This window comes from Dyella sp. SYSU CM1112 (assembly GCF_058216415.1).
Map to the genome: position 1 here is coordinate 22,406 of NZ_JBZEGI010000020.1, position 26,550 is coordinate 48,955.

At 55.1% G+C, this 26,550-nt stretch carries 19 protein-coding genes and 2 pseudogenes; 17 read left to right on the top strand and 4 right to left on the bottom strand.

Annotated elements, in window-relative coordinates:
* Nucleotides 1-77 precede the first annotated feature (77 nt).
* The 16 genes and pseudogenes from AC4HNJ_RS19940 (at nucleotide 78) to AC4HNJ_RS20015 (ending at nucleotide 20,102) form a co-directional block, all read left to right on the top strand.
* Nucleotides 78-314 (top strand): HP1242/YdcH family protein, encoded by a 237-nt coding sequence (locus tag AC4HNJ_RS19940; RefSeq protein WP_490481361.1) that lies wholly within the window; start codon nucleotides 78-80, stop codon nucleotides 312-314.
* A 230-nt stretch (nucleotides 315-544) separates the two neighbouring features.
* The gene (locus AC4HNJ_RS19945) at nucleotides 545-1,915 is read left to right on the top strand and encodes a pyridoxal-phosphate dependent enzyme (RefSeq protein ID WP_490481362.1); all 1,371 of its coding nucleotides are present in this window, start codon (nucleotides 545-547) and stop codon (nucleotides 1,913-1,915) included.
* Between the two features lie 181 nt (nucleotides 1,916-2,096).
* A complete protein-coding gene (glmS, locus tag AC4HNJ_RS19950; RefSeq protein ID WP_490481363.1) occupies nucleotides 2,097-3,926 on the top strand; it encodes a glutamine--fructose-6-phosphate transaminase (isomerizing) in 1,830 nt (609 codons plus the stop codon).
* 141 nt (nucleotides 3,927-4,067) lie between these two features.
* Nucleotides 4,068-4,910 carry a TnsA endonuclease N-terminal domain-containing protein gene (locus AC4HNJ_RS19955; protein ID WP_490481364.1) on the top strand — a complete coding sequence of 281 codons (843 nt, stop codon included), beginning with the start codon at nucleotides 4,068-4,070 and terminating at the stop codon, nucleotides 4,908-4,910.
* Nucleotides 4,907-7,129, top strand: a complete 2,223-nt coding sequence (locus tag AC4HNJ_RS19960) for a TnsB C-terminal domain-containing protein (RefSeq protein WP_490481365.1) — start codon at nucleotides 4,907-4,909, stop codon at nucleotides 7,127-7,129. The genes AC4HNJ_RS19955 and AC4HNJ_RS19960 overlap by 4 nt, the downstream gene beginning before the upstream one ends.
* A 77-nt stretch (nucleotides 7,130-7,206) precedes the next feature.
* A complete protein-coding gene (locus AC4HNJ_RS19965) occupies nucleotides 7,207-8,697 on the top strand; it encodes an ATP-binding protein (protein WP_490481366.1) in 1,491 nt (496 codons plus the stop codon).
* A gap of 3 nt (nucleotides 8,698-8,700) precedes the next feature.
* Nucleotides 8,701-10,344 carry a TnsD family Tn7-like transposition protein gene (locus AC4HNJ_RS19970; protein WP_490481367.1) on the top strand — a complete coding sequence of 548 codons (1,644 nt, stop codon included), beginning with the start codon at nucleotides 8,701-8,703 and terminating at the stop codon, nucleotides 10,342-10,344.
* Entirely contained in the window at nucleotides 10,293-11,915 is a 1,623-nt protein-coding gene (locus AC4HNJ_RS19975; protein WP_490481368.1) for a hypothetical protein, read from the top strand. Before AC4HNJ_RS19970 ends, AC4HNJ_RS19975 begins: the two co-directional genes overlap by 52 nt.
* Nucleotides 11,916-12,296: 381 nt before the next feature.
* Nucleotides 12,297-12,671 (top strand): hypothetical protein, encoded by a 375-nt coding sequence (locus AC4HNJ_RS19980; protein WP_490481369.1) that lies wholly within the window; start codon nucleotides 12,297-12,299, stop codon nucleotides 12,669-12,671.
* A 283-nt stretch (nucleotides 12,672-12,954) separates the two neighbouring features.
* On the top strand, nucleotides 12,955-14,040 hold the full coding sequence (locus AC4HNJ_RS19985) for a hypothetical protein (protein WP_490481370.1): 1,086 nt from the start codon (nucleotides 12,955-12,957) through the stop codon (nucleotides 14,038-14,040).
* A complete protein-coding gene (locus AC4HNJ_RS19990) occupies nucleotides 14,033-14,494 on the top strand; it encodes a hypothetical protein (RefSeq protein WP_490481371.1) in 462 nt (153 codons plus the stop codon). The genes AC4HNJ_RS19985 and AC4HNJ_RS19990 overlap by 8 nt, the downstream gene beginning before the upstream one ends.
* A complete protein-coding gene (dcd, locus tag AC4HNJ_RS19995; protein WP_490481372.1) occupies nucleotides 14,494-16,671 on the top strand; it encodes a dCTP deaminase in 2,178 nt (725 codons plus the stop codon). Before AC4HNJ_RS19990 ends, dcd begins: the two co-directional genes overlap by 1 nt.
* Nucleotides 16,668-17,552 (top strand): hypothetical protein, encoded by an 885-nt coding sequence (locus tag AC4HNJ_RS20000; protein WP_490481373.1) that lies wholly within the window; start codon nucleotides 16,668-16,670, stop codon nucleotides 17,550-17,552. Before dcd ends, AC4HNJ_RS20000 begins: the two co-directional genes overlap by 4 nt.
* A 16-nt stretch (nucleotides 17,553-17,568) precedes the next feature.
* On the top strand, nucleotides 17,569-18,030 hold the full coding sequence (locus AC4HNJ_RS20005; RefSeq protein WP_490481374.1) for a hypothetical protein: 462 nt from the start codon (nucleotides 17,569-17,571) through the stop codon (nucleotides 18,028-18,030).
* Between the two features lie 12 nt (nucleotides 18,031-18,042).
* A complete protein-coding gene (locus tag AC4HNJ_RS20010) occupies nucleotides 18,043-18,942 on the top strand; it encodes a DNA-methyltransferase (protein WP_490481375.1) in 900 nt (299 codons plus the stop codon).
* 145 nt (nucleotides 18,943-19,087) lie between these two features.
* A pseudogene (locus AC4HNJ_RS20015) lies at nucleotides 19,088-20,102 on the top strand (IS3 family transposase).
* Nucleotides 20,103-20,443: 341 nt separating this feature from the next.
* On the opposite strand, the gene AC4HNJ_RS20020 reads toward AC4HNJ_RS20015, so the two are convergent.
* The 3 genes and pseudogenes from AC4HNJ_RS20020 to AC4HNJ_RS20030 form a co-directional block, all read right to left on the bottom strand.
* On the bottom strand, nucleotides 20,444-20,737 hold the full coding sequence (locus AC4HNJ_RS20020; protein ID WP_490481376.1) for a hypothetical protein: 294 nt from the start codon (nucleotides 20,735-20,737) through the stop codon (nucleotides 20,444-20,446).
* A 365-nt stretch (nucleotides 20,738-21,102) separates the two neighbouring features.
* A complete protein-coding gene (locus tag AC4HNJ_RS20025; protein WP_490481377.1) occupies nucleotides 21,103-22,362 on the bottom strand; it encodes a hypothetical protein in 1,260 nt (419 codons plus the stop codon).
* Nucleotides 22,363-22,637: 275 nt separating this feature from the next.
* Nucleotides 22,638-23,027: pseudogene (locus AC4HNJ_RS20030) on the bottom strand (plasmid partitioning protein RepB C-terminal domain-containing protein); the annotation flags it as partial.
* Between the two features lie 520 nt (nucleotides 23,028-23,547).
* Here AC4HNJ_RS20030 and AC4HNJ_RS20035 point away from each other — a divergent pair.
* Nucleotides 23,548-24,045 (top strand): hypothetical protein, encoded by a 498-nt coding sequence (locus AC4HNJ_RS20035; protein WP_490481378.1) that lies wholly within the window; start codon nucleotides 23,548-23,550, stop codon nucleotides 24,043-24,045.
* Nucleotides 24,046-24,313: 268 nt separating this feature from the next.
* On the opposite strand, the gene AC4HNJ_RS20040 is transcribed toward AC4HNJ_RS20035, so the two are convergent.
* Nucleotides 24,314-25,300, bottom strand: coding sequence for a phytanoyl-CoA dioxygenase family protein (locus AC4HNJ_RS20040; protein WP_490481379.1), 987 nt, complete (start codon nucleotides 25,298-25,300; stop codon nucleotides 24,314-24,316).
* Nucleotides 25,301-26,550: the final 1,250 nt, after the last annotated feature.

Genomic DNA, 26,550 nt, shown 5'->3' on the forward strand with positions numbered 1-26,550 from the left:
TCATGCGCGTGATTCGCTTTTGCCCGCGGGCGCGCTTTCCGAGAGCGCCTGCCGTTTTACTGCGAGGAGGTTGGATCATGTTCGAAGACCAGCAGCGCGATGCTGTCGAAGCCTTGATGAAAGCTGACGCTGAGTTTCGTCGGCTGTACCAGCGTCACACGGAACTCAACAGCAAGGTGGACAATGCCGAGATCGGCGTTCTACCTGTCGACGACGTGACCCTCAGTTCGATGAAGAAAGAAAAGCTATATACCAAGGAACGCCTGCAGCGCATGTGGGACGAACATAAAGCTCAACACTATCAGCTTCACTAGCTGGTTCCCCATAAAAAACCCCGGAGCGAAAAACGCCGCCGGGGTTTTTTTATGGGGAAGATATGGCCGGAAAAACGAAGGGAACGGGGTGCTTTTTGCACGCCAGGGAATCCATATCGGCCGGCGACGTCCTTGCTTCCCAGTCACGCTTCGTTCCTTTCTCCCAATTTATCTCCCGCCCGTTATGATTGGCTTTCATATCTCATATTGCCCATCTGCACGGAGTCTTCATGTCGGTCCACGCGAGCGTTCTTGAGCTGATCGGGAACACCCCCATGGTGCGCGCCCAACGCCTGGACACGGGGCGATGCGAACTGTTCCTCAAGCTGGAAAGCGCAAATCCCGGCGGATCGATCAAGGACCGGATCGGCCTCTCCATGGTCGAAGGCGCGGAGAAGTCCGGCAAGATCAAGCCAGGAGCAACCCTGGTGGAAGGCACTGCCGGCAATACCGGCCTGGGGCTGGCGCTGGTCGCGCAAGCGAAAGGCTATCGACTTGTTCTTGTCGTGCCCGACAAGATGAGTCGCGAAAAGATCTTCAACCTCAAGGCCATGGGGGCCGAGGTCGTGCTCACGCGCTCGGATGTTGCCAAAGGCCATCCCGAGTACTACCAGGACATGGCCGAACGCTTGGCGCGCGAAACCCCCGACGCCTATTTCATCAACCAGTTTGGCAATCCGGATAATCCGCGCGCGCACTTCGAAACCACCGGTCCCGAGATCCTCGAACAGATGGATGGCAAGGTGGATGCGGTAGTGGTGGGTTGTGGATCTTCCGGCACCATGACGGGATTGTCGCAATACTTCGCCAAGGCATCCCCGCACACGGAAATCGTACTTGCTGATCCGGTGGGCTCCATTCTCGCGCAGTACATCAACGAGGGTGTGCTGTCGACTAAATCCGGTAGCTGGATGGTGGAGGGTATCGGTGAGGATTTTCTTCCCACGATCAGCGATTTTTCACGGGTAAAAAAAGCCTACGCCATTTCCGACAAGGAAAGCTTTTTGGCGGCACGCGAACTGCTGGCCAAGGAAGGTGTGCTGGGTGGCTCGTCCACCGGTACGTTGCTGTCCGCCGCGCTGAAATACTGCCGCGAGCAGAGCGAGCCGAAGCGGGTGGTAACGCTGGTGTGCGATACCGGCAATAAATACCTGTCGAAGATGTACAACGATTACTGGATGCTCGACAACGGCTTCATTGAACGCGGACAGCACGGTGATTTGCGTGATCTGTTGCTGCGCCCCTTCGCGCAGCGAGACACCGTGGTGGTAGGTCCGAAGGAGTTGTTGATGACTGCCTACACGCGCATGAAGCTGTATGACGTCTCACAGCTACCCGTCATGGACGGTACTCGCATCGTCGGCATTCTTGATGAATCGGATGTGCTGATGCATGTGCATGCCGATGAAGTGCGCTTTCGCGATAGCGTCGCCACCGCCATGATCAGCGACCTGCAGATGCTCGACGTGCGCTCGTCGATAGAAGCCTTGCTGCCAGTATTCGAGCGCGGCCACGTTGCCATCGTGATGGATGGCGAGCAATTCATGGGGCTGATTACGCGCATCGATCTGCTGAATTACCTGCGGCGCAAGGTGCATTGAAATACGGTGGAGCGAGGTGCGCTCAGCACCTCCATGGCGTGTAAAGAGGTAAAGCGTCCGGGCCTGCGCCTCGCCACCTTTCCATCACGTCTCGTCTCCGAACCTTCAACCCGAAAGCCTGTCGAAACGGCAGGCCGGCAAAGTCGCCGCCTTCACGCCATCTGTACTAGGAAATGCCGCTATGTGTGGAATCGTTGCCGCCACCGCTCAGCGTGACGTCGCGCCGCTCCTGATCGCCGGTCTCAAGGCACTGGAATACCGTGGCTACGATTCGGCTGGTCTGGCCGTCTTGGAAGGTGGCCAGGTACGCCGCGTGCGTGCCAAGGGCAAGGTCCGCGAGATGGAGGCGCTGTATCTTGCCGATCCTTTTCCGGGGGGTACCGGCATTGCACATACCCGTTGGGCGACACATGGCGTACCCAACGAGGTGAATGCACACCCGCACATGGCCGGGAGCGTCACACTCGTACACAACGGCATCATTGAAAACTATGCGGCCCTGCGTACGAGTTTGCAGACACAGGGTTACACCTTCACTTCCGAAACCGACACCGAAGTGATGGCGGCCTTGATCGACGCACATCTTTCCAAAGGCGTGACGCTACGCGAAGCCGTACTGGCGACCGTTCGCGAACTCGAAGGTGCCTATGCCATTGCCGTGATCAGTCGCGATGCGCCAGGCCGCGTGGTCGGTGCTCGCCGTGGTGCGCCGCTGCTCGTCGGCGTCGGCATCGGCGAGAACTTCCTTGGATCGGATGCGCAGGCGCTGGTCCAGGTCACCAACAAAATCATTTATCTCGAAGAAGACGATGTCGTCGAAATCAGCCGGGAGGGCGTGCAGGTCTATACGCTTGACGGCAAGCCGATTACGCGTGGCATCCATGAAAGTGAGTTGTCTGCCGATGCCGTCGAGCGTGGCGAGTATCGCCACTACATGCAAAAAGAGATCTTCGAGCAACCACGTGCCGTCGCGGACACGCTCGAAGCGCGCCTTGGCGCACATGGCGTATTGCCCAACATCTTCGGCGTCGATGGCGACGAACGGCTGGCGAAGGTGCGGGGGCTCCACATCATCGCCTGCGGCACCAGCTATCACGCCGGCATGGTGGCTCGCTACTGGATAGAAGAATACGCACGCCTCCCCGTCAGCGTGGAAGTGGCCAGCGAATACCGCTACCGCGAAGCCGTTGTGCCAGAAGGCACCCTATTTGTCGCCATCTCGCAATCCGGCGAAACGGCCGACACGCTTGCGGCCATGCGCGAAGCGCGCCGCCGCGGTTATCTCGGCACATTGGCGATCTGCAATGTGCCGGAATCGTCCGTCGTCCGCGAAGCGGACCTCAAGCTGATGACGCGTGCCGGTCCTGAAATCGGCGTGGCTTCCACCAAGGCATTCACCACCCAGCTCACTGCGCTGGCGCTATTGACCTTGCATCTGGCCAAGCAGCAAGGCCTGGACGAAAAGCGCTACAACGACCTCAGCGAACAGCTGCATCGCTTGCCGCGCGCCATTGACGATGCGCTGAAGCTGGAACCGCAAGTCATCGAACTCGCCGAACGTTTCGTGCATCGACACCATGCGCTTTTCCTCGGTCGCGGTGCGCACTACCCCGTCGCACTGGAAGGTTCGCTCAAGCTCAAGGAAATTTCCTATATTCACGCCGAAGCCTATCCTGCCGGCGAGTTGAAACACGGTCCGCTTGCACTGGTCGACGAAGACATGCCGGTGGTCGCCGTTGCGCCTAATGGCCCGTTGCTCGACAAGCTCAAATCCAATCTGCAGGAAGTGCGTGCGCGTGGCGGCGAATTGATCGTCTTCGCCGACAACACGGCGCATATTGACGGCAACGCCACCCGTGGCGCGATTCTACGCATCGATGCCGGCGGCGATTTCATTGCTCCGGCCGTATTCACCGTGCCACTGCAATTGCTTGCCTACCATGTTGCCGTACTGCGCGGCACTGATGTGGATCAACCACGCAATTTGGCAAAGTCCGTTACGGTGGAATAGTTTCGAGAAGCCGTGGTCTTCTGCTGGGGAGTGACAAAATAGTTTGGGTAGTTTGCAAAATAGTTTGGATGCTTGACAAAATAGTTTGGATATTCTGGTTCGATTCGTGCTACGTTGCCAAAGGTCCTTGGGGCATGCGGAATGGGTGCGAAATCGTCCAGTCGTTGGCCGGGAGTCGAGAAGCGAATCCGTGAGGGGCGCGGCCAGGGGGCCGGCGCTGACTACACGCCCTGGTTCCACATCCGAGAGGTCCCCTCTGCAGGCAAGTCCCACCGCATCAAATCCTGGAAGAGTGGCCGCACTCTGCAGCTAGTCTCCGATCTCGAGTTGTATTTGGCTTATTTGCTCGACTGGACCGACGCGGTCACAGACTTCTACGAGCAGTACCCTCTGCTGCCGTTAGACGAGACCCTCCATATTGGGGAGAAGATTGGGTACAGCCACCCCATCGATACGGGCACCAAAGAGCCAAGGATCCGCACGACGGACTTCCTTATTGAATTGGCTGTTGATGGCACCCCACGCCAGGTGGCTCGCGCCGTAAAACCTTCCACCAAGTTGTCAAGCAAGCTGACCCTCCAGTCGCTCGAGATAGAGCGTCGGTATTGGGCCGATCGGGGTATCGAATGGGGCATCGTGACTGAACGGGATATGCCCCTTGCAATGGTGCAGAACATCGCCTTTTTGCACGACGCCAGAACGATGGAAGATCACGAAGAGATTGCTCAGCTTCCTCTCTCGCAAGTTCTGCCGACCCTACGAGAAGCCATCGACGCGCAAGATCGACCGGTGGCGCACGCATGTCTTGAGGTAGATAGGATGCTCGGGTTGCGGCACGGAACTGGTTTGTTCCTGTTGCGATATCAATTAGCCAATAAACATTGGCAAGTAGATATGCATGAGCCGATTGATACCAGTCGCCCATTGCGCCTTTTTCAGATCGAGGCAGATTCATCATCGGATCCTCTAAGAGAAGCGATATGAAAGCGAGCCTTGCCGAAAACATGGTCGTTCTTTGCAAAGGGGCAAAGCGAGGGGTGCCGGTCGGCAAGCAGCGCATCCTGTGGATAGATCGACAAGGTGACGTCGCGGTCATCATCGCTTTGGATGATGAAGAGGCACTGCCAGTTATATTGACTGCCAAGAAGCTGGACGACTTGTTTGAGTCCGAAACGCTGAGCGAAGTAACAGACGACTACGCACATTTGGCTGTCGGTGATGATGATTTCCAGAAGCGCCACGCAGAGCGGATTAAGTCGAACTGGGAGGCGATAAAAGATATCGCCCAAGACGAGCCGCTTTGTTACGACTCGCGTCATCGCGCTGGGATGCTGACTCGTGCGGAGCGTGACAAAGCAAGAAGGCGTCACTTGCTGCTTCGTGACTTACGCAGGTACTGGCAGAGCGGTAAGCAAAAAAATGCATTGGTGCCAAAATATCATTTGTCAGGTGCGCCGACTGAGCGTCGCATCCATGACGACATGCAAAAGCCTGGCCGTTCCAGTGTTCTCGAAACGGTTGGAGAATACGGTCGGGGTATTCCGGTAACCCCTTCGATTGTCAAATTGTTCGATGCGACGATCAAGAAATATCTCCTGAAACGAGAACCGACGACGGTCACTTATGCACATGACCAGTTGTGCAAGGAACATTTTTCGGTGGAGCGCACGTTAAGAAGCGGACGTCGCGTTACTGAATTGCTCCCGCCAGATAGGCGACCATCCGTGCGTCAATTTAGGTATTACCTAAAGAAAACGTATTCGATGGCGGAGCTCAAAAAGAAGCAGGATGGCGTTGAAGCCTACGAGCAGGTTATGAGGCCTGTGCTCGGTAATAGTAGTGTCGATGTTATGGGGCCTGGTAGGGTCTACCAGATCGATGCCACAGAAACCGACACCGACCTTGTGAATTCTATCTACCGTGAGCATTGCATTGGGCGGGCCACCCATTACTTCACAACGGACGCATTCTCAGGATCGATCGCCGGCTTGTACGTGGGGTTAGGTGCGCCAAGCACCTTGGCCGCCAAGCTCACATTGGCTAATGCGGCCACGTCTAAGGTTAAGTTTTGCGCCCAGTATGGGGTGCAAATCGACGACGATGAATGGCCATGCCGTGCCTTCCCACGCTCTGTCATCGCGGATCGGGGGGAAATGATTGCCAAGAGAGTTGACCCCCTTGTCGACGAACTCAATCTGGAAATCACCAACCTCCCTGCCTTCCGCCCGGAGTGGAAGCCATTTGTAGAGGGAATGTTTGCTCAAGCGAACCGGTTGTTGCATAACCTGCCTGGTGCCATACGGAAGAAAGTTTCCGCCGTAAGGAAGATAGATCCACGGTTAATGGCGCAGATTGATATTAATGCGGTAACGGTCGTCCTCATTGAGTTTGCCTTGCATTACAACAAAGCGCACATACTCGATCGTCACCCGTTTGATCTATTTGAGATTCAGGCGAACGTAAAGCCTCGCCCACTGGATTTATGGCGGTGGGGTGTCATCCATCGTAGTGGTGCGCTGCGCGTCAAATCGGAGGATGCCATTCGCCTTCTGCTGCTTGAGCGCGGTGAGGCCACAGTTACTGGCTTCGGCATTCGATTCAAAGATGCCGACTATGATTGCTCGATCGCCAGAGAACAGGAATGGTTCCAGCGAGCTCGCACGAAGGGAGCTTTCAAGATCAAGATTTGCTTTGACAGACGAAATCTTGAGTACATCTATCTGCTGCCTGAAGGTCGAAAGTCACTTATCGCTTGCCCATTGCTTAGGCGCGACATGCAGATGGCCGGCGTTAGCCTCGAAGAGATCGAGGACTATGATCAGTTGCTGCAATACCGAACTGCTTTGATGAAGGAGGAGGAAAAATCCTCTGCGGTCAACTTGGCAGCACGCTTGGAAGAAGTCGTTGAAGAACAGCGTAGGCTCACTTCCGAACGCAAGAGCATCACTGGACCGTTGCCAAAATCGGCTGCAAAGAGAGACCTACTTCCCTATCGAAAGGAAGAGGAAGTGCGAATAAATGCCACGGTTCACGAGGCGATACAGAAAGAGTTGCCAAAACCGATGCCGGTCAATGGACATGCCGCTGTGCAGGGGAAGCCTGTCGCAGCACCTGTTTCGCTGGCCAAGGCCAGGGAGAAAAAGGGCCTGGATATCTTGCGTGCGAACAGACAGAAAGGCCAAGGAGATGGAGACGGTCAATGACGCTACGCCGGATAAGCGCAGCATGGTTCATTGGTACGAAATGTTGTCGATGAAATTGTTTTGGCGGTGGTGCAGATATGTCAGATCAGCGTACAAAACCAGATCCGCAGCGCATTAATCCATTTTCACAGGCGATTCGTCCACCAATTGAGGGGGACACAGTCATCGAGGAAGTCTGTCGCATTCCGCTCCTTGACGCGAGCGAGCGCGAATTGCCTGCCCATGTGAGGCAGGGCTTGGTCTTGCGGTTGGATGATTACGTGGAGCCGCTTCCTCACTTCTTTGACCTGGAAAGCCGTATCTCCGGAATGATCCGTGCAGGTTACGCGAGACGAAATCCGCTCCCAGTGCATCAGCAGCGGCAACTGGCAGAAAAGCTTGGACTCGATCCGGCCTCACATATCACACGCCAGCCAGTCACGGTGGCCGGTGGATTCTCCATCATTGGTTTCAGCGGTGTAGGCAAGACGACCGCAATGAATTCGATCCTGCAGTTGCACGATCAGATTCATTCGCACGCCGAATTTCACGGTATCCCTTTTCATCGCACGCAGATCTCCTGGATGCGTGTCGCTTGCCCGCCAACGGGCGGTGCACGCGCCCTGCTGATGAATATCTTCCAGGAAATCGATCGCCTTATTGGAACGGATTACCATGCACGCTATGAGAGCGGACGCCGAACCGCGGCCGAGCTAGTGCCCAGTCTTGTTTCGGTCATGGCGAGTCTGGGCCTTGGGATTCTTGTCATAGATGAGATCCAGCGCTTGGTTCGTCTTGGGAATGACGAAGCCGGTACGCTTCTCGATGTTTTTACGCACCTCCGGACGGAAAGCCAGATTCCCGTCGTGCTGGTTGGTACGCCTAAGGCCATGCGGGTGCTCAATAGAGGCATCGAGCAGGCCCGTCGCAACACTTCGATGGGTAATTTGCGCTGGGAGCCTATGGACAATGATGAGACCTGGGACTATTTCGTCACAGGGCTGTGGAAATACCAGTGGCTCAAGAAGCTGACACCGTTGACGAAGGACCTCAGGGACGCACTCCACTACTGGTCGCAGGGCATTACCGACTTAAGCGTCAAGATATTCAAGATGGCGCAGTATAGTCTGATGGGTTCTGATGATGAGCGACTGACGCCGGAAGTCTTTGAGCACGTCACTCGCAGAGAATTCGAGTGGTTCCTCGAGTGGATTCCGCTACTCCAAATGCGACTCCCGGCGCTGATGGATGGAACGTTAGATAACCCGTTGGAACTCGGCTCGAACAAGAAAGGGATGCGCAAACCATCCGCATCACCAGCGAGCCTTACTGCCGCATTGCTCAGTGCGGGTGTGGGCCAAGATGACCTATCGGTGATCCTAAAGGCCGTCGTGAGCGTCAACGCTAAACGTGGTTCAGATACGAACGATTCTGGCGAAGCACGCGCTGAGACGCCGAAGAAAAAGAAGGTCGTATCAGGCCAAGGAACGCTGTGGGATATCGTGCGCGCCCACGGCGGGAACTCAGGATACGATGCGCTGCATCAGGCGGGATTTATTCACCTACCTTCGGCCGTGATGGGGGCGTAGGTCATGGCGACGTCCTTGCCCTTTTTTCCGGCCCAGGCACCTGACGAACTGCTTTACAGCCTGGTGGCTCGATACCGCCTGATGGCCGGAGGGCTTTCATCAGGTCCGGTGATGAGCGATGTTTTTGGGAACTCCCGTTATGCCGCGGTGTGGGATCTTCCATGCCATGTGGGTTACCTGGCCCGGGCGATAAGTGCGCGTCCTGAAGACCTTGTTAGTAGCCATACCCTATTCCCTTATTACAGCTCCACTCTCATGCCGGGCCGGTCAGCACGACTCAAGCGGTGGATGATTGGAGGGGCGCGCGGGGGAAGTATTCATATCGCCATAGGAGTGACGGCGAGCGCGGTGCCGGCGACCCAACAACTTCGCTATTGCCCATTGTGCGCAGAAAGCGATCACTCTGAATGGGGTGCCGCTTATTGGCATCGCGTGCATCAATGTCCAGGTGTTTGGCTGTGCCCCATTCATGAGTGCGCCCTTATCGAGACGTCAATTTCTTTGTCGGCTCGGACCAACAAGCATTTTGCAGTGGCATTGGAGGAAGTCGCGCTGTTGGATGATGGACATGTGCTCGAAGACGTTGACACCTCACTGATCAAGGCTGTGGCCTTACGCACGCGGGATGTACTGCGCGGAGAATGCCCTCAGGGCGCGGTTGCATGGCGAAAACACCATCTCGACGAATGCCGGTGGCTGGGATTTGTTACATCCAATGGATCTATCCGGCGACGTGAGTTCCTGGAGTGGGCGTCCAAGCGCGAGCACATCGTGCTTTGGGAGCGATTGGGTTTGCGAACCGATCTAACGTCACCTGATCATTGGCTTCTATCCCTGTTCCATAAACCGCGTAAAGCGACGCATCCACTCCAACACATCTTGCTGGACCTCCTTCTCGACAGCATCGAGGCGTCGCCTTTTGCTGAGACGAAGTGTCCCCAAGGGCGTGCAAGCGTCCGGTCAACGCAAAGGGCTGCTCGATCCACTAAGTCGCATGGGGTAGATAGCGACGACCAGAGACAATGGCAACGGCTGACAATGCACCATCGGCACTCGGGCGCAGCGGATTGGCGCCGGCGAGCTCCGGCGCTATATGCGCGCCTGTATCGTCATGATCGGGATTGGCTGCTGGCATGGAACCGTGAGCATGATCGGGTGATGAAGCCAGCAAGGGGGCCTCGCGTCTCCTGGTCGTCCGAAGATCGACGGTTGGCCCGCATTGCTCCTTCAGTCGCCGCCCAATTGGTTGATTCATCGGTCATGACCCATGTACGGCTGTCGAAGTCCGTTCTATTGCGAGCGTTGGGGCGCCCCGGCTTGCATCGGACACAGTTGGCCAAATTGCCGCGTCTTCGAAAGCAGTTAGAACGAACCGCTGAAACGAAGGAACAGTTCTTGATCAGGCGCTTGGCACAGGCTGCACACGATTGGTCTGAGTGTTATGACCTTCAGCCCAAACCGTGGGAAATCCTGAGGCAAGCCGGTGTTCACTGGCCCTGGTCTGCACACACTTTTGATGTGGCACGGCACGCCATCGCTTCCTCGGCGGCCTTTAATAAGGTGGGAAAAATTGCGAGCAAGGGGAAAGAAGCGTCATGTACATACAAGGATGGCCGCTCGGGCCACATAAAGAGGCCCAACTCGTAGCGGTGACTTCACCCGATGGGTTGGGCAAAGGAAAGCAGTGGCGTACGCACGCTCTCTTCGTGGATGGCCAGGGTGAAACCTTCGATCTGCGTTTACCATGGGGATTACTACCGAAGTTGCGTCCGGGGTCCATTTTCATTGACGGCTATTTGTCCGGATATGGCGTCACGTTAGAGGAACGCCTGTTCGAAATCGGTGGATGCGAACCTCGCCTTGTTACCTGGGCGGAAGCGACTCGTTTGGAGCCGGGATGGTTCCGTCTCCCAGAGTTGCAGTCCGAATACTGTATCGAGTGCCACGTTGGCTCAAATCGCGTAGTGATACCGTGTATCCAGGTTCTTCGCATGCTCCATGTACAGGCACGCATCACCGCGCACGCAGTACTTCTTCCCGAGGCCTTGGTTGAATTGGTCGATGGGGAATTGAAAGAACGAGAGGCACACCTGCGTTTATCTAGGTTGGTTCCTCAGGGTATTGCCACCAAGAGCTTTACCAGGCATCTCGCACACCTGTTATTCGAGCCAAATTGGTCGGCATCCTTCAATGACGTCTTTCATGAGCGACTTTCAACCGGTCTGCGTCTCGGTCTGGATAAGCGAGGGCGTATTCCTCTTCAATGCTTTCCGCCTGTTGATACCTTTCAGAATTGGATGGTGGCGGGCGTAGAACTGGCGTCGGGGGCCTTCTTTGCATACGACATGGTCAGGACATATTCCGTAGCCAATCCACACTTTGATGTCATCCGCATCTTTCACCATAAAGACACGCGCAAGCAACGGGCTCGCCTGCGCGTTGAAGGTCGAGAGACAGTCGTTGTGAATGACGATGACGGGAAGCGACGGCGGAAAAGTGGGCCAACTGACTTACGGCGGCCAACTCTATTGCGTCAACGATCCATCGAGCACGGTGAGCAATACCAAATTGCGGTGGTCGACATTTTTCCATCCAAGAGGAGACTCGAGTCACCAGGCAGTGGCACGGGCGTCGCCAACAGGCAAAGCGGTCGTGCAGCAAGCCAAGGCGATCAACCTCTGAATTTCGACGATGAGCGGCGATCGGGTGATACGCGGGGAGCTGAGTTTGTAAGCTTGCCGGGTAGAGATACGCTTCCGCTCCACTTTTCGATTTTTATGAAGTGCATTCGAGAAGCCGTTTTGACGAGAGCTAATTGGAAAGTTGAATTTTCCATCGAAGATCTTTCGCAATTTGTATCCGCATGTGAGCCTGCTGACAGACTTGTCATGTTCGCGCGCGTGACTACCCCGAGGGTAGTTGGCTACCTGGTCGAGTTGGAGCCCCTTTATGGAACGACGTCCTATACGTTGGCTGTCGTGCGAAAGGGCGATTCCAACAAATCGACCATTCGAGCTGTGGGAGATCGTTTGTCCCAGTGGTTGTCGATGACTGGGAGGTCTCACGTAAGGAAACTACTTGAAAGTGATGGAGAGTATCGCGTCAAACTCGCCACCCATCAGAACGTGGGATTCCCTGATTGGAGCAATAGGATCCTCGACAAGATTGACCGTAAACAACGGTTCCCATCTTGGACGAGAGGAATCGCCGACAGTTAACTCAAAGATGTCGGGCGGAAACGCGCCTTCTGTCGCTGATTGAATAGCTTTGGAAACTCAGGGGGAGTTCGTGATCGTCTATCTTGGCTAGGGTACGCTTATTTGGCGGCCGGAAGGGTTTGAGCAGTACCACGACGATTGGAGGCCGGAGGGGCCTCTCCTTGGCGCCGTGTCCAAGCCTGCGGCGGAGGGGGCCGGCAAGCCTGATCGAACTGCGAAGATCGTTGAGGTCGCTGCAGGTGAGCGAGCAGAAAGAGACACGTTGCCCTCCTTGGATTTCAAAACGCTCAAGGCATTGCCATCCAGTTGGATGGGAGACTTGGCGGCCCTGGACGAGGCGGCGCGCCATCTGCGGGACCTGCTCCGGCAACCCACATTCAGATGTCGCTCGTCTCACTCAAGCAGGGCCGTGCCGTCTCAGACAGCGGAGCGCATCCGCGTCCTGCGATGGCGATAGCTCCTGAGAACGGCCCGCCGACTGTGCTTCTGGACATCGAGCGAAGTAGTATTTCCGCTTTGTCGCTCATGGCACTCCAATTTCATATCAACTCTTCGCCGGCACGGATTGAAGAGTCGGTGAAAGGCATGCTGGACGGCTTCGTCGATATGGGAGGGTATTGGTCGCCGGGAGTCGAAGTCGCGTTGCGGAAATGGTGCCGTTGCACCCGCATTCCCAAATTGCTTGTTCCTCGCAGCAGGCGAAAACAATTTGGCAAGCATTGGGCCTATCGGCTAATCGAAAAATTGGATCTGTAATAAACGCCGCACTAAGGGTGAGGATGCGTATGTCGCAGCAATGCGGAGAATGAGCCTGCAGCGGGAATCAAGACGATGTTCGGATCGGGCGATCCTTCAGTAATCGTGCTATCGCGCGTGCTAGTGCCCTTTGATTTGGATGCACCGTGCCGTAACTATCAGTTGCGGCGCTGATTAAGATGTGAAGGTGGCGTGAAGGTCTTGCGTTTGACCATGGGGATGGCTCGATGCGATGATCTTGTTAGGGATACAGGGGAAGGGAACATGTGCAAACCATCTAGCCGTGCGCTCATCGCGGCGCGGCAATGGCGTCAACGCCGGTGGCGCCCTTTTTACGATAACCGTCAGCTCAACCTCGTTCGCTTCGGCTCAGCCGGACAACCCGAAGCCTGACTGCCTTCATATGTCGGGATCGCTTGTGCACGGTCAGCAGGGAAAGCCGGCGTTGGTCCGTTCTATGCCGGAGCTTTGCAGCTTCTTTCCCATGTACCAGGACTTTAGAGTTCGCAAGTCCAGCCGCCTGGTGTTGGACATGTCGCATGTCCAGCGAATCGATGCAGTGGGACTGGCGATCTTTCTCGCCAATCTTCTGCACGCCATTTCTGGACATCAGTTCCCTTCAGTTCGGCTCATCGAGCCTCGTGGTGAATCGATCGGTAAGCGCATGTCCAATTTGGGGCTTCATGCGTTCTTGGGTCGCAACAATCTTGCCGTGCAGCAGATGGAGCTGTGGGACACGTCGTCCTTCGGAAGCGACCTGTTACCCAGTAGCTCGCAATGCCTCATTGAAATTGAAAACGAGTGCACGGAGTCCGGGCGTGAAGAGCGGCTTCGTTACGTAAAAACCAAGCTAAAGCATTTCTTCAAAGAGAACGGTGGCTGGTCGATAAACCAGAGTCAGATCCTCCTGATACTGACAGAGATGGTAAAAAATACCCTTGATCATACCGGCCATGGCGCATTACTCGGCCTCGTGATCGAGCGTCGCGAGGGTCGTCCGTATCACTTGGCATTTGCGTACTGCGAGCAAGGGGATGGGCTCAGTAAGACCCTGCGCAAAAAAGTTGCCGAGATACCGGAGCTAAGGACAAGAGGACCCAAAGGTTCTTTTGCAGATCTGATTCACTGGGCGCTTAGTCCAGGTAATTCCACAAAACTGGGGAATGGTGTGAATCATGGAATTGGCTTGACGATGATCACGGAGGGCGCACGTGCATTGGGAATGACGTTATGCATGATTGATGCTCAAAGCTTGGTTTCCCTGGATCAGCTTCCCGGCGGTGCGTCTCATAGAACGCTACGCAGTTCGATGTCGAAAGTGTCGCGACAAGGCTGCTTTACCTATACAGGTTCCAAATTCTATGACTGATCCTAAGATGATAAACCCGGCCCGTTTAGATTGCGCGGATTTGGATGAGTTGGGCGTCGCCAAGAAACTCTGCGAAAAAATCGACCAAGTAGCCAGCGAGCTCACGCTAGATTTGCGCGAATGCTTTCTCGACTACGGGCCGTGCTCTTATATAACAGATTTTGTGTTGTGCGGAATGGCGCGCCAGAGCGGGAAGAAGCGGTTGGTGGTTCAGACGTTGGTTGATCTTGGTTCGGCAGATTCAATGGCGCTATTGTTGGCTCGCAATGCCGAGCATGTTATTAAAAATCAAGAAAATCGTGGCAATGTGCGCAAGGACCTCTATGAATATTGCGATGAACATGGCATCTCGTTCATCGTCGAGGTTGGCACCATCACCGCGCTAGATGGTCAGGCAGTGACGTATGGGAACTCCAAGCAATACGATTTGAGTGCGGCGCCGGAGCCCATCTGATGGAGACGTCAGCGACCGATATGCTCTTGTTTGAGCTGGCCGAACGCGTGACTCGGCTCCTGAGCCACGTCCAGCTTTCAAGGCAAATCGCATCACGACACGCGCCTCGGCTGGGCGCCCAAGACAACGCTGCGGCAAAGGCTAAGGCGGTGCTAGTGCAATCGTTCGAGGTCTTGAGGTTGGCTGCGGCGCTCCCTGAAACGGATGTGAGTGAGCCTGATGCTGCTTTGAACCGAGTGAAGCAGTTTGTCGATGGCTTTCATATGTTAATGCTGCAGTACATCCCGCGGCCATATGAACCAGTAGAGCTGTTAAGTTTTATCAGGCAAGTGTCTCAGCGTGGAACTTACCTACCGCCAATTCCTATTTTTGCGGCCGAGGAGCTCCACAACAGTTGCTTCAGCATTGACCCGCTTGAACAAATGGCGGAGAAAATGACGGCATTGGCAAATGGATTGCGTGAGGGTGGCCCAGGAGTGCTGAGTGTATTCGCAGACCGTCTAGAGCACCGTGCGCAGAGCACTGACCGCAGCCACGAAGGATATATCTCTATCCCGAGGGCGGATTTGAACTACCCATGCAGTTGGCCATCCGTGCTTCATGAACTCCATCATCAAAGCAATGAAGTGACAGGTGAAGCTCTTAGAGATGAGCTGAAGGGGCAGATGGGTGACGAGGCATATAGTCATCTTTTGTCAGCGTGTAAGCTGTGGATTCTTCCAGTGGCGTCGCAGGAAGTCGACGCTGAGAAATGTCTTTCCGACTGGCTTTTGGAATGCTGGTGCGATTGTGCGGGCATTAAAGCGCTTGGACCTTCGATATGGTTTTCTCAATTACATGCATTTCTATTCAGCCCCGGATACCTGGCGTATGATCGGCCACTTTTTCTTGGTTCGAGAAAAGCTTCATATCCACCAGCATCCATTCGGCTAAAGGTTCTTCGTTCAGTCCTTAAAAATCGATATGCGGTCATCGATCAAACATTAAGTTCCCAGATCTTTGAGTTCATCGATGATTACCAAAAAAAGCTATTGCCTCTGTTCAGTAACAGGCAGAGCTCTTTGCAGCCGGCGGCGGCGCTTGTCCAGACCGTTATTGGTCAGTTCTTGTCGAGGAAGTTCGCCGACTCTGATATGGGAGGAAGCGATTCGATTTCGTTTACAGAGGTCGGTGATCTTGTCGAATCGCTAGGGAAGGGCGAACCGATCCCTACCGTTGGAAACGATCCATTTAATGCGCGCGGGGCCTCTATTGGGGAGATCTTGCTCGCGGGCTGGCTAAGCCGATTGCGGTCGCATCGAGATTCGGTACTGAGCGCCCTAAAAGATCAGGCGAAAACAGCTGCGGAGTGCCTGGAGTACATCCAGCGCATGGTTAACCGCTTTGATGAGAGCCTTAAACGATCTATCCAGGTACGTGAGTGGATGGACGTGCTGGGAAGCGACTCGACTGAAACAGTTGCGCACGCGAGTACGAGCAATGCATTGTCGAGCGAATCGGTGCTGGCGAATTCGTCGATACTTATGGCAAAGGCGCAAATATGCGAGGCATTGAAGTCGGGTGAGGTACGCATCATTCCGCTTGTAAACCCCAACCTTCAGATCAGTGGCACGTCCGTCGATATTCGCTTAGGACACAACTTCGAAGTGTTTTTCCCTGGTGCACGTGGTGTGATTGATGAGGTTGCTGCCGAAAATTTATTTGACACCGATCAATCGGAATCGATGGACGTGCAAATCGACCTCGGTCAAGGTATTACTATCCATCCAGGCCAGTTCATCCTCGCCCATACGCTGGAATATCTTCGGCTGCCACGCCACGTGGCTGCCCAGATAGAGGGGCGCTCAAGCTTTGCTCGGCTGGGGTTGCAGGTACACATGACGGCCAATTTGGTTGAGGCTGGATTCGAGGGCTCGCTGACATTGGAGATTGCGAACGTAGGCCCCACAGCCATCAAATTGTATCCGGGCACACGGATCGGTCAGGTTCGGCTTTTCAGTCTAGCCGTGCCTTCGGGGACTTCCGCCGACGCAGGGTCAGGGCAGCCGGCTCCTAAGTACCAAGGGTTGTTGAGTCAAAATAAGGCACGTCAGGGCTTTGACCCAGAGGTGCGTAAGCTCCGCGATCTAAGGTCGGCCGCGAAGTCCAGGGACGAACGACGGGAGGATGGGCAATGAATACGGCAGTCACTGCCACAGACGGTCAATCTGAGACGCAATTCGACTGGGGCGGCCTGATCGCCAAGGTGGCTTATGGCTTCGTAGGTCTTGCGATCGGTCTGACCGTCGCTCTGTTCGCTTTTGAGCGCACATCGGCCATCCCGTACGCGATGACTCTCATGGTGGGTTTGGGAACGGCATCGGTTGAATTACTAAAAAAATACTCTTCCGGTACCTCAGTCTTGACACTGCTAAAGTGCTGGTGGACATGGCTTTATTTCTATGTGAACGGTGCCGTAGCACTTTTGGCATACGTATTACTCCAAGACGAAGGGGTCTTGGAAAAAATAGGGGCCGGATCACATGGCAATATGGAACATTCGGCCATCCTCGTGCCCCTGTTGGCGGGCATAGGCGCTATGATGGTGCTTCGAAGCTCTGTCATTTCTGTCCGAGCGCATGGGCGCGACTATCCCGTCGGCTTGGCGCTCATTCTGGATGCCTTGCAGGATCAGATCGAGCACCGAATCGACCAGGCGCGGGCAGCGCAATCGTTCGAAGAGGTGAGCAAGTTGATGCGAGGGGTGACACCCTCGCCTGACGGTATCGAAATTGCTTCGCTCGCGTTACATGCGTTGGAGCGACTGAATCCTGAAGCTCAGACCGCCTTGCGATTGGAGATCAGCAAGTTGCTTAAAGATTCAAAACTTACGAACGCCGGAAAGGCTATTGCGATCGGTATTTCGGTTCGGAAGGTTGCGGGGTTGGAAGTCTTGCGCAAGGTGGTCTCTGTAGTAAGGAAGGATGGATCGGCCGCCCAAGGCTCAAACCATAAGCCGGCCAGTGATGATGATGATTTCAGATCCCAACGTGACGCGCTTTTTGATATACCGGATTGACTGAGAGGTAATTCCGATGGCACTGGTACATGGTAACGATTATCATTCGACCGTCCTTTGGTTCCTTGACGACTCTCCGGCAGGGAATAGCCCCGAGGCGCTGGACTTAGCGCGACGGACGCGGTTAGAGGGGCTTCTATGGGATTTCAACGCGCAGTACGTGGGCGCGCTTGCGACCATGGGGATTGAAGACGCCCGCAGGACGGAGGCGGCTAACAGCATGCGATCAGTAGTGGACCTTGCGAGGGGCTCGCTTAGCGATTTGATCTCTGCGATTGATACCCTCAACAGGCTTCTTCAAATGACAGAAGCGCGCGTCTTCAGCGTGCAGCTTGTGGCCAGCGCTCTCAAAAAGTTGCTCTTAGAATTCTTTGACATCGCAGAAGGATTTGGTGACAAGACGCTCGATAAGTCCGTCGTCGCGGCATCGAAGACTTTTACAACGAAGTACAAGGAAGCGCAGCCGGCGGCTGGCTGATGTTTGAGCACCATGAGCAAGGTACGCGCTGAGCTTCGTTCACAATCTGGATACGTGACGAAGCTGGCTACAGCAGCATCCGCACGTCCGACTTATCAGATATTGCAAGGTGATTGCAGGAAACGTCTGGAGCTTATTCCGGATAACTCCGTTCAGAGTGTGATCACGTCACCGCCGTACTGGGGCCTGCGAAACTATGGTGTGCGAGGCGAGATTGGTGCGGAGCGTAACTTAGACACCTACTTGAATCACCTTGCGTCAGTGTTTGAAGAGCTTGCGCGAGTTGTGCGACGTGACGGCACCGCATGGATCATCATTGGGGATGCGTATACGTCCGGGAACCGTCGCTACCGCGATGTGGACCCTCTTCATCCCGTGCGAGGTATGTCGGATCGTCCTCGTACTCCTCGCGGACTGAAGCCGAAGGATCTGATTGGTTTGCCTTGGCGGGTTGCGATGATGATTCAGTCGTTGGGTTGGCATCTGCGCACGGAAGTCATTTGGCATAAACCCAATGCCATGCCCGAATCTGTATCGGATCGCCCCCATCGCAACCATGAATACATCTTCATGTTTTCCCGCTCGAAGAAATATTTCTTCGATGCAACACAGCTTCGAAACGGCAACTTCGGCAAGCTGACCATGGAGCGCAGCGTTTGGAAGATGTCGGTGGGACGGTCGTTGAGTGGCCATGGAGCATCGCTTCCCATCGACTTGGTGCGACCTTGTATTGTGGCCTGCTCTCCACCGGGTGGCGTCATCCTCGACCCCTTTGTCGGTTCGGGAACAGTCGGTATGGCCGCGCTTCAGGCCGGCAGATCCTTCGTCGGCATTGATCTCAACCCATCCTATGCTCAAATAGCTGCGCAGGGTCTGCGTCAATACGGCCGATCGGGAACTGTTTTCGAGTAGCACATATTCCTTCGCCTCGACGTCCCCCCGCTTTTGAGTAGCGCCCCGATTTGGAGTCCAATCCCCCAACTGAAGGAGATTGGACGTGAAGAAGCGTTTCAGCGAAGAACAAATCATCGGCTTCCTGCGTGAGGCGGATGCCGGCATGCCGGTGAAGGACTTATGCCGGCGACATGGTTTCAGTGAGACCTCGTATTACCTTTGGCGCAGCAAGTTCGGTGGCATGAGCGTGCCAGACGCCAAGCGCCTGAAGGAGCTAGAGACGGAGAACACGCGGCTGAAAAAGCTGCTGGCCGAGCAGATGCTTGAGAACGAGGTCATCCGAGACGTTCTACGAAAAAAGCCGTAGGCGCACCGGCACGGCGTGATTGGGTGCGCCAGATGATCGACAAAGGGCTGAGCGAACGGCGGTCGTTGGCCATTGTGGGCATAGCGCCAGCGCGTATCGCTACCAAGCACAGCCGGACCGCAATGTGGCATTGCGGCAGCGAATCGTAGCGCTGGCGCAACGGCACAAGCGCTATGGCGTGGGCATGATCCACCTGAAGCTTCGGCAAGAAGGTGAGCGGGTGAACTACAAGCGCGTGGAGCGGCTGTATCAGGAGGCGCAATTGCAGGTGCGTCGACGCAAGCGAAAGAAGGTGCCGATGGGCGAACGGCAACCGCTGCTCCGCCCGGCGACGCCGAATGAAGTCTGGTCGATGGACTTTGTATTCGATCGCACGGCGGACGGTCGTGTCATCAAGTGCTTGACGGTTGTCGATGACGCCACCCATGAGGCAGTGGTTATCGAAGTCGAGCGAGCGATCTCCGGCACCGGCGTGACACGCGTGATGGATCGTATTGCACTCACGCGTGGCTTACCGAAGGTGATTCGCAGCGACAACGGCAAAGAGTTCTGTGGGAAGGCCATGGTTGCGTGGGCGCACGAGCGCGGTGTGCAGCTGCGCCTAATCGAACCCGGCAAACCAAACCAGAACGCCTACGTTGAATCATTCAACGGGCGCTTGCGCGACGAATGCCTCAACGAACACTGGTTTCCCAGCTTGCTGCATGCACGCACCGAAATCGAAACCTGGCGCCGGGAATACAACGAAGAACGACCGAAGAAGGCACTAGGCGGACTGACACCCGCGGACTACGCAAAACAGTTAAAGTAACAGCGGACTCCAAAGCATCCCGCTACTCAAGGCGGGGGGACGTCGGCCTACCAATTATGTAACAGAAGTCTTCAGCTCCGCTGACGCGAGCCATACTAATAGCGCAATGCTGACGCAGGCACGTGGTATCGAAGTTTTCGCGGAGCGCCTATCCCCAATTCCATCAAGCAGGGTTGCCGCGGAGGCACTTAATGCACTACTTCGGCATAGATTCTGACCACGCATTCGATGCGCTTTCCAGCACGCCTATTGAGTAAGTGAGCACTCACAGTGAGTGCGTCATAGCCGCTGGCAAGTGCTTCGTTTGGCTCGGGTTGTGCGTATGTAAAGACCTACGCACGTCATGAGGATGGTTTCGTGAAGGCCGGCGCTAACTCAGAAAAATAACGCTCTCGCAGTGTTTGTCGTAGCGCAACATCTTTACGAAGAAGGACTCGCGCTGCAGCTTCATAGTCGTCTCCGCGTCGGAATCGCAAGGCCTTCGCTAAGGCATCGGGTAATTTCGATTCGCGGATCGGGTAGTGCGACACCAGCGCCTCTAATTCACCCGCTTCCAGGGCTTGCGCAAAGCGCAACCGCTCGTCTTGGACGGGATTGACTAGTTTGAGCGTAATGGTGGGCGGCGCAGTTGCCATTTCATCGCGGCCAGGGAGATACAGCAGAGCGGCCTCGCGGAGCGCCCGCTCCGCGACCTTATTTACTAGAAAAGAGACGTCATATCGGTTGCTCGTGCAAGGAGAGTTTGGTTCCAAAGAGATTAGTAAGTTGATTCGCCTGCTTGAGGCGCAAGAGTGGGTTCTGGACGACGACGTCTAGGAAGCCAAAGCGAGCAGTGTTTTTCGCTCAAAAGAAGAGATCCTAAGTTTCGATTTGACTTGCTCGGTCAGGCGCCTTTGGATATTCGTGATGCGCTCCAGGACTGCTTGCTGGTTTTCACAGGGGAAGAAGAAGCAGAGAGGGATGCAAGTCGTCATGAGGAGCTTTGTGAATCTATTGCGGACTACGCGGACGCAATTGGCGACATTGCACCATCTACCAATAACGGCACTCGTGTCCCCATGAACTGCAGTCCACTCGGCGTTGCAACCACCCTCAATGCTTTTTTGTAACCATAGAACTCGCCGGGACCGTCGCCTAACGGAACAGCGTCCAGCCCGTTTACGATAGCTGTGTGACTGCCGAAACAAAGAAGCCTTGGCGCGTACGGTGTCTCGCCATCCGACACAAAGAGGATGGGAGACCGCCTTTCTCTCTCGCCCGTTTGACGCCAATAGAAGTACGAGTGGATCACGCCTGCAAGCACTTCGCTCGCGGGATCATTTCTGGAAAACAGCACCACATACGGGCGCTCGCGGCTCTCGTGCTCGCTTGACACGCCGACCCGGAAATTACGCTCATCGAGAGTCCGAATAATACCGATGACACGTTTCTTGGCTTCCTGGTCAAGCGCTGGAGGCACATCACCGTTTTTGCCGATCCGATAGCTGGATTCTTCATCCATCGGCCAAGCCACACCTTGCGCGAGGACACTTGCCGCCATATTCACCGAATAGAAGGGAATGGCCTGAAAGTCCTCGGTCCCAAACACCTGGGATCGTGACTTTGCGTTCTCGTGTGCGGCTATCTCCAGCCTCCTTGCCCACCCGTCCTGCTGTAGCTGCCTCTCCATCTCGGGCGGCAGGACATCGCAGAGCGAACTCACCCAGCATCGCGCCTCGGTATCGAGGGCGACCGGAAGATTCTTGTCTCTGAGATCGAGCGACCGAAATCCGGAGATCATTTGATCCATTCCCAGCTTCTCAACCGCGGAAAACACCTGCGTGTCTTGAGCCACGGCTGCGTCGGTTTCGATCATGATCAAACCAGGCTTCCGTTTCGCGCTCATTTCCTCAAGGAATAGTACAAGCGCCGGCAGAATCGCAGCCTCCTGCTTTCCCGTAAAGACGACAGGGCCGTTTTCGGTAAGCTGAATCTCCAACCGATATAGCGCGGACAGAACCTCTTGATGGGCGTCGTTTCGGCCTAGGATCGTCCAAAAGGGAACATTCTTATCGATGCCTAGCCGTCGGACCAAACTTTCGACTTCGGCCAACGACTTGAACCCTCGGGACACGGCCACCGCCCGTTGGCATGTCGACAGAGGATATTCCGTACCGAAAACGGCCATGGAATGTTTTTGGAGTCGTTTCGCATCCCGCTTGAGCGTAGACACGTTGCGGGCTACGGACGCAGTTAAGCTGCGAATCAAAGAGATCGCCATATATGTTCCTTGGCACGTCCAATGACATGCCTTCCGGTACGTTAAGAAAACGCCCTCGAAAATCCCAGGGCAAACCGCATTGCAACCGTGCATTCCTCTCGGATTCACCCATATGGTGGGTTTGCGCAGCACCGACGCTTTGACAAACATATCGCGGGTTCCGTCTCCATTGCAACGACTATCGCATCGCGCCCGGCGACCGCAGTTCCGGCGTGCAATCCCAGGCGCCAGGCCTGAGAAGCTTTCCTACTAAATATACAGGGCGAGAAAAATCTCTATGAGAGAGACGAGATTTCCGCAATCGTCTGAAACTCAACAAGGTAATCAGGACGGTTTTCGTTTAGCCACTCTGTTATCAAAGACCGGCCGAGAAGTTTGGCCAGATAAGTCTTAGTTACTGTCAGGGTCAAATTGTCAGCGCCGTAGTTTTCCTCCACACAGCGCGTCCGTTGCTGAATTGCGGCAAGTTCCCGTTCAAGACGAGCTATTTGCTCTCGTGTGATTTCTCCGGCGCTTTGAGCCTTCCTGCGAAAAGCGACGAGGTGATCTTCCGGTGTGGCGGCAAGAATGGCCCTGGCAAATCCGGCGGTGTAGTTGCTCTGACCAACCACAAGCTCTGCAGCCTCAATCCGCCTGATGGGCTTCACTCTTGAGATGAATGCGAGTCTCTTCGTCGAGCAACGCGAGCAAGCGCTGTAGCGCTACGAGGTCATAGGGTTGGCTTGGTGACACTGACGCCCTCCAGTACGAACAGAACCAGCGATGAAGACAACTCCGGCACGGATGTGATGGAGGAACTGGCCGAGCACGTGCTTCCTGAGTTTCCACCTCATGCCCCGCGGCCGCCGTGATGCCATGGTCATGGTCAATTCTCCTGAAAACTGCAATGGCTTAGCATCCCCCGATACCGTCGCATGGGCTGCGACTTAAACCTCGAACAGTCGCATGCTATGTTCGGGCGCGCGTATCCGATTTTTAGGAAACAACTTTATTATCTATCTACATAATGACGCTCATGCCAATGCCGCCCTCTTGGTGATCTAAGTCAGATGCCTAGTGACCCAAGAGTGTGGCGTAACGGTTGTAGCTCGAATCTGACACAGTAAATTAACGTGTCCGGTGGTAAGGGTTTGCGATACCGCCAGATCGAACGCGCTGGCGTGTTCCAATGCGTTGGGAACAGCGATGCGGCAGATTAGCTTCTATGAGTGGTCGGCTAACCCTGAGGGCGGTGAGGCCCTGGGGTATTTAGGCACCGGACCATTTTCTGAGGTTTTATCTCGGGAAGTTATCATTCCTCGCATTAGTTGTTTCTTTAGTCACCAAAACGACGACTATTTACGTTCGTTTGCGCGGTTTGGCACAACTCGATTCAATGACGAGACCAAAGAATTTGAGCCAATCTCTTTTCGTGATTCTTACGAGAGGACCGGTGGACCACTCTGGCTGATGACGCTCGCACACAAAAATCTAATCGAAGCTTGGGCGTGTTTGCCAGAGAAACATGACGAGCCACAAGACAGTTATTGGGTTGCAATACCCTACGAGGAACCACCGTTTCTCATTAACTCATCGCAGGCACTTGCCGAACTATCCGGTGAAAAGTTGGCTGACCGATCGTTCGTTGTGTACATGCATTTTCAGGGATCCAGGGACGGGCTGGCCGCGCTCAACGATTGCTGAGTAAGATGACTTGGCTGCGGGGGAGGTGACTATCCAAACTATTTTGTCACTCCTACCCAAACTATTTTGTCACTCCCCATCTGCTGGTCATGGAGCATCGCTGGATCAACCCGGTAATAGCTGGTCCAGCGGGGCAGCACCATGGCAAGCCTCCGCGGAGCACTGGTCCTGCTTGAGCCCGTTGTTTCCCATGGTGGCCAAGCCGGCCATAAGCGACTGCCATGCCTCGTCAACTACCTGAGTGCCGTCACTAGCGAAGCCATCGCAGTCAAGACTTCCATTCTGCGGTGTAGGCAAAGCGCGTGGGCCGCAGCGACATGTATTGCACGACGCGTGGTCGTTGTGCCCGGTTCGGGCTGCTGCCATGCGGCAGCAGGTGATGCCAGATGATCATGTCGCCGCGCTTCGCGGCAATCGGTTTCATCGTCAAGGTGCGCCGCGCATGATTATGCATATTCACGCCTTCGGGGATGCTTTTCAGCCATTGCTTCAGCGCGCGATGAAAGCCTGGCACGCAGCTGAATGCTCCCTGGTCCTCAGCAACGTCGGCGAGATACAGGATGCCCTGCAATTCAAAACAATGCGGCTCCGCGAGCGTGGCATCCCAGTGCAAATGGGGCCCGGGAAACTGCCAGTTTTCGCGCTCCGGCGGATTAAATCCGACTTGGTCGATGGTGACCCAGAGATCTTCGCGTCCCCACAGTTGCGCATGGGCCTTATGAATACGTGGTGCGCGACGATTGGCTACCAGCGCCGGATGCCGCAAGAGCGGCACCCAGATGGAATGGCCCAGCGATTCGCGATACCAGGACGCCGGGTCATCGCGATTCATCCCTAAAAAATCGTAGATGGCCATCTCTGCGACTTCCGCCGCATCCGGGCTGATTGCGTTGCGCAGGATGACGTAGCCATGCTCGTCCCAGTGCGCAAGGTCGTCCGCGCTCAGGCCTTCGACGTGGTCGAGATTGCCGACTTCGGCGCCGACGATCTCCCCTGCTAGCGCACGCCGCAAGCGATTCAGTGAGGCTTCTTTCAGTTCGCCGCCATTGCGTTCCCATACCCAGGCTTCGAATTGCGCATAACTCGGCTTCTGGTAGTGCAAATAGCGCAGGGTTTCCAGCACGTTCAGACGCAAGCCAGCCAGCAACGTCTTCTCGACATCCTGCGGTAGCGGCGCAGCGGATCCTGGCGCGCATTGGCAAGCCCAGTAAGTATGCAACTCCTCGATACCAAGACTTGCCGCGGTCTCGACCATCGTGCCCCCTGCTACTGCAAAAATTTCCCGCCCCGGGCGTCTCGGCGACGCTGCACGGAATCATGAGGTGTTTCGTGTCCGCAGGGAAGGGGCTGGCCGGGAAACGTTCCTCATACATAACAGCCACTTTGGGTCGCTCGCCACCCTCTCCATGGCAACTCGCGGCCAGTTCCCTTACACGCAGCGGCGCGAGGCTGATGAGCAATGCTGACAGCGAAACGTGACGGATACCTCCGCCGATCAGTGAAGCACAGGCGGTGAAGTGACAGCCTTCTACCTTGAAAAGCCGCTGCGCCAACTGCTTCCGGGTTCGGCGATGTCAAAGGCATTCGCTTGCTTCGTGCGGTCTAATTTTTCCGGTATGGGATCCAGCTGGCTGGCATGTAACGCCTTGAAATCGCATTGCCGGGTTTGAGCTGAGTTTTTCAATCACCGCCTTCTGCGCTACAAATAATGGACCCGCGTGTTATTAGTCCTGGCTTGCGTGATTAGTACGACCAATAGGTCAAATTTTTCCAATGACACAATCGGTATATACGTCACCTCTCCTAACGTCAGCGGCTTATTATTTCTTTTTCATTGCAATTTTACAGGGCTGAAATTTAGACGTCTAAATGTGTGTTGTGTCGCAATACCTGAAGCGCGCTTCCAGGTTTTGCGAGAAAGCCTTCTTTTTGCATTGCGGTGATCGCAAGCGGCATGGATGATTCGCATGCGCCGCCCGAGCCCATGTCAGATGGATCCATGAAGCACCATGCCATGACAGAGGTCCTTGCGGTTTATTGAAGGGAAGTTTGAACAGTTCCACCTATTTATGTGAGGAAGAAGCCGTGCTTCCGATGGGAAGCGTGTACCGGGTAATGAGTATTGCCATGACCGCCTTCCATAACGCGAAGGAGGGTTGTTCGTGGTTGATAAAAAATACTTGAAGCCTGTTGATGGCAATTAGCCAGATCGCTGCGGCATGTATGTCACTTTGAAATAACGGTGCATCGTTATTAATCAACGTGACGAATGTCTCCATCTAATAGATGGTTTTCGTCGGAACATAGTAGTGAATCGTTAAACCGGCGCGGTAACGATGAGCGTGCTCAGTGGCAGATGGATGCTACGCGTGCTCGTCATCCTGCCTCGGCGATCTTTCCATTCCGAAGCTCGGGTTGTTCTAAAGGGGGACGACAGTGAGTTTGCATACTTACCGTACGTGGGAATTCGTTGCTTCAAGGCGTGGCCCTGATAGCCACGGGTGC

Coding starts and splice junctions, on each gene's coding strand:
- AC4HNJ_RS19940 (WP_490481361.1), top strand. CDS start 78: ATGTTCGAAGACCAGCAGCGCGATGCTGTCGAAGCCTTGATGAAAGCT.
- AC4HNJ_RS19945 (WP_490481362.1), top strand. CDS start 545: ATGTCGGTCCACGCGAGCGTTCTTGAGCTGATCGGGAACACCCCCATG.
- glmS (WP_490481363.1), top strand. CDS start 2,097: ATGTGTGGAATCGTTGCCGCCACCGCTCAGCGTGACGTCGCGCCGCTC.
- AC4HNJ_RS19955 (WP_490481364.1), top strand. CDS start 4,068: ATGGGTGCGAAATCGTCCAGTCGTTGGCCGGGAGTCGAGAAGCGAATC.
- AC4HNJ_RS19960 (WP_490481365.1), top strand. CDS start 4,907: ATGAAAGCGAGCCTTGCCGAAAACATGGTCGTTCTTTGCAAAGGGGCA.
- AC4HNJ_RS19965 (WP_490481366.1), top strand. CDS start 7,207: ATGTCAGATCAGCGTACAAAACCAGATCCGCAGCGCATTAATCCATTT.
- AC4HNJ_RS19970 (WP_490481367.1), top strand. CDS start 8,701: ATGGCGACGTCCTTGCCCTTTTTTCCGGCCCAGGCACCTGACGAACTG.
- AC4HNJ_RS19975 (WP_490481368.1), top strand. CDS start 10,293: ATGTACATACAAGGATGGCCGCTCGGGCCACATAAAGAGGCCCAACTC.
- AC4HNJ_RS19980 (WP_490481369.1), top strand. CDS start 12,297: ATGTCGCTCGTCTCACTCAAGCAGGGCCGTGCCGTCTCAGACAGCGGA.
- AC4HNJ_RS19990 (WP_490481371.1), top strand. CDS start 14,033: ATGACTGATCCTAAGATGATAAACCCGGCCCGTTTAGATTGCGCGGAT.
- dcd (WP_490481372.1), top strand. CDS start 14,494: ATGGAGACGTCAGCGACCGATATGCTCTTGTTTGAGCTGGCCGAACGC.
- AC4HNJ_RS20000 (WP_490481373.1), top strand. CDS start 16,668: ATGAATACGGCAGTCACTGCCACAGACGGTCAATCTGAGACGCAATTC.
- AC4HNJ_RS20005 (WP_490481374.1), top strand. CDS start 17,569: ATGGCACTGGTACATGGTAACGATTATCATTCGACCGTCCTTTGGTTC.
- AC4HNJ_RS20010 (WP_490481375.1), top strand. CDS start 18,043: ATGAGCAAGGTACGCGCTGAGCTTCGTTCACAATCTGGATACGTGACG.
- AC4HNJ_RS20020 (WP_490481376.1), bottom strand. CDS start 20,737: ATGGCAACTGCGCCGCCCACCATTACGCTCAAACTAGTCAATCCCGTC.
- AC4HNJ_RS20025 (WP_490481377.1), bottom strand. CDS start 22,362: ATGGCGATCTCTTTGATTCGCAGCTTAACTGCGTCCGTAGCCCGCAAC.
- AC4HNJ_RS20035 (WP_490481378.1), top strand. CDS start 23,548: ATGCGGCAGATTAGCTTCTATGAGTGGTCGGCTAACCCTGAGGGCGGT.
- AC4HNJ_RS20040 (WP_490481379.1), bottom strand. CDS start 25,300: ATGGTCGAGACCGCGGCAAGTCTTGGTATCGAGGAGTTGCATACTTAC.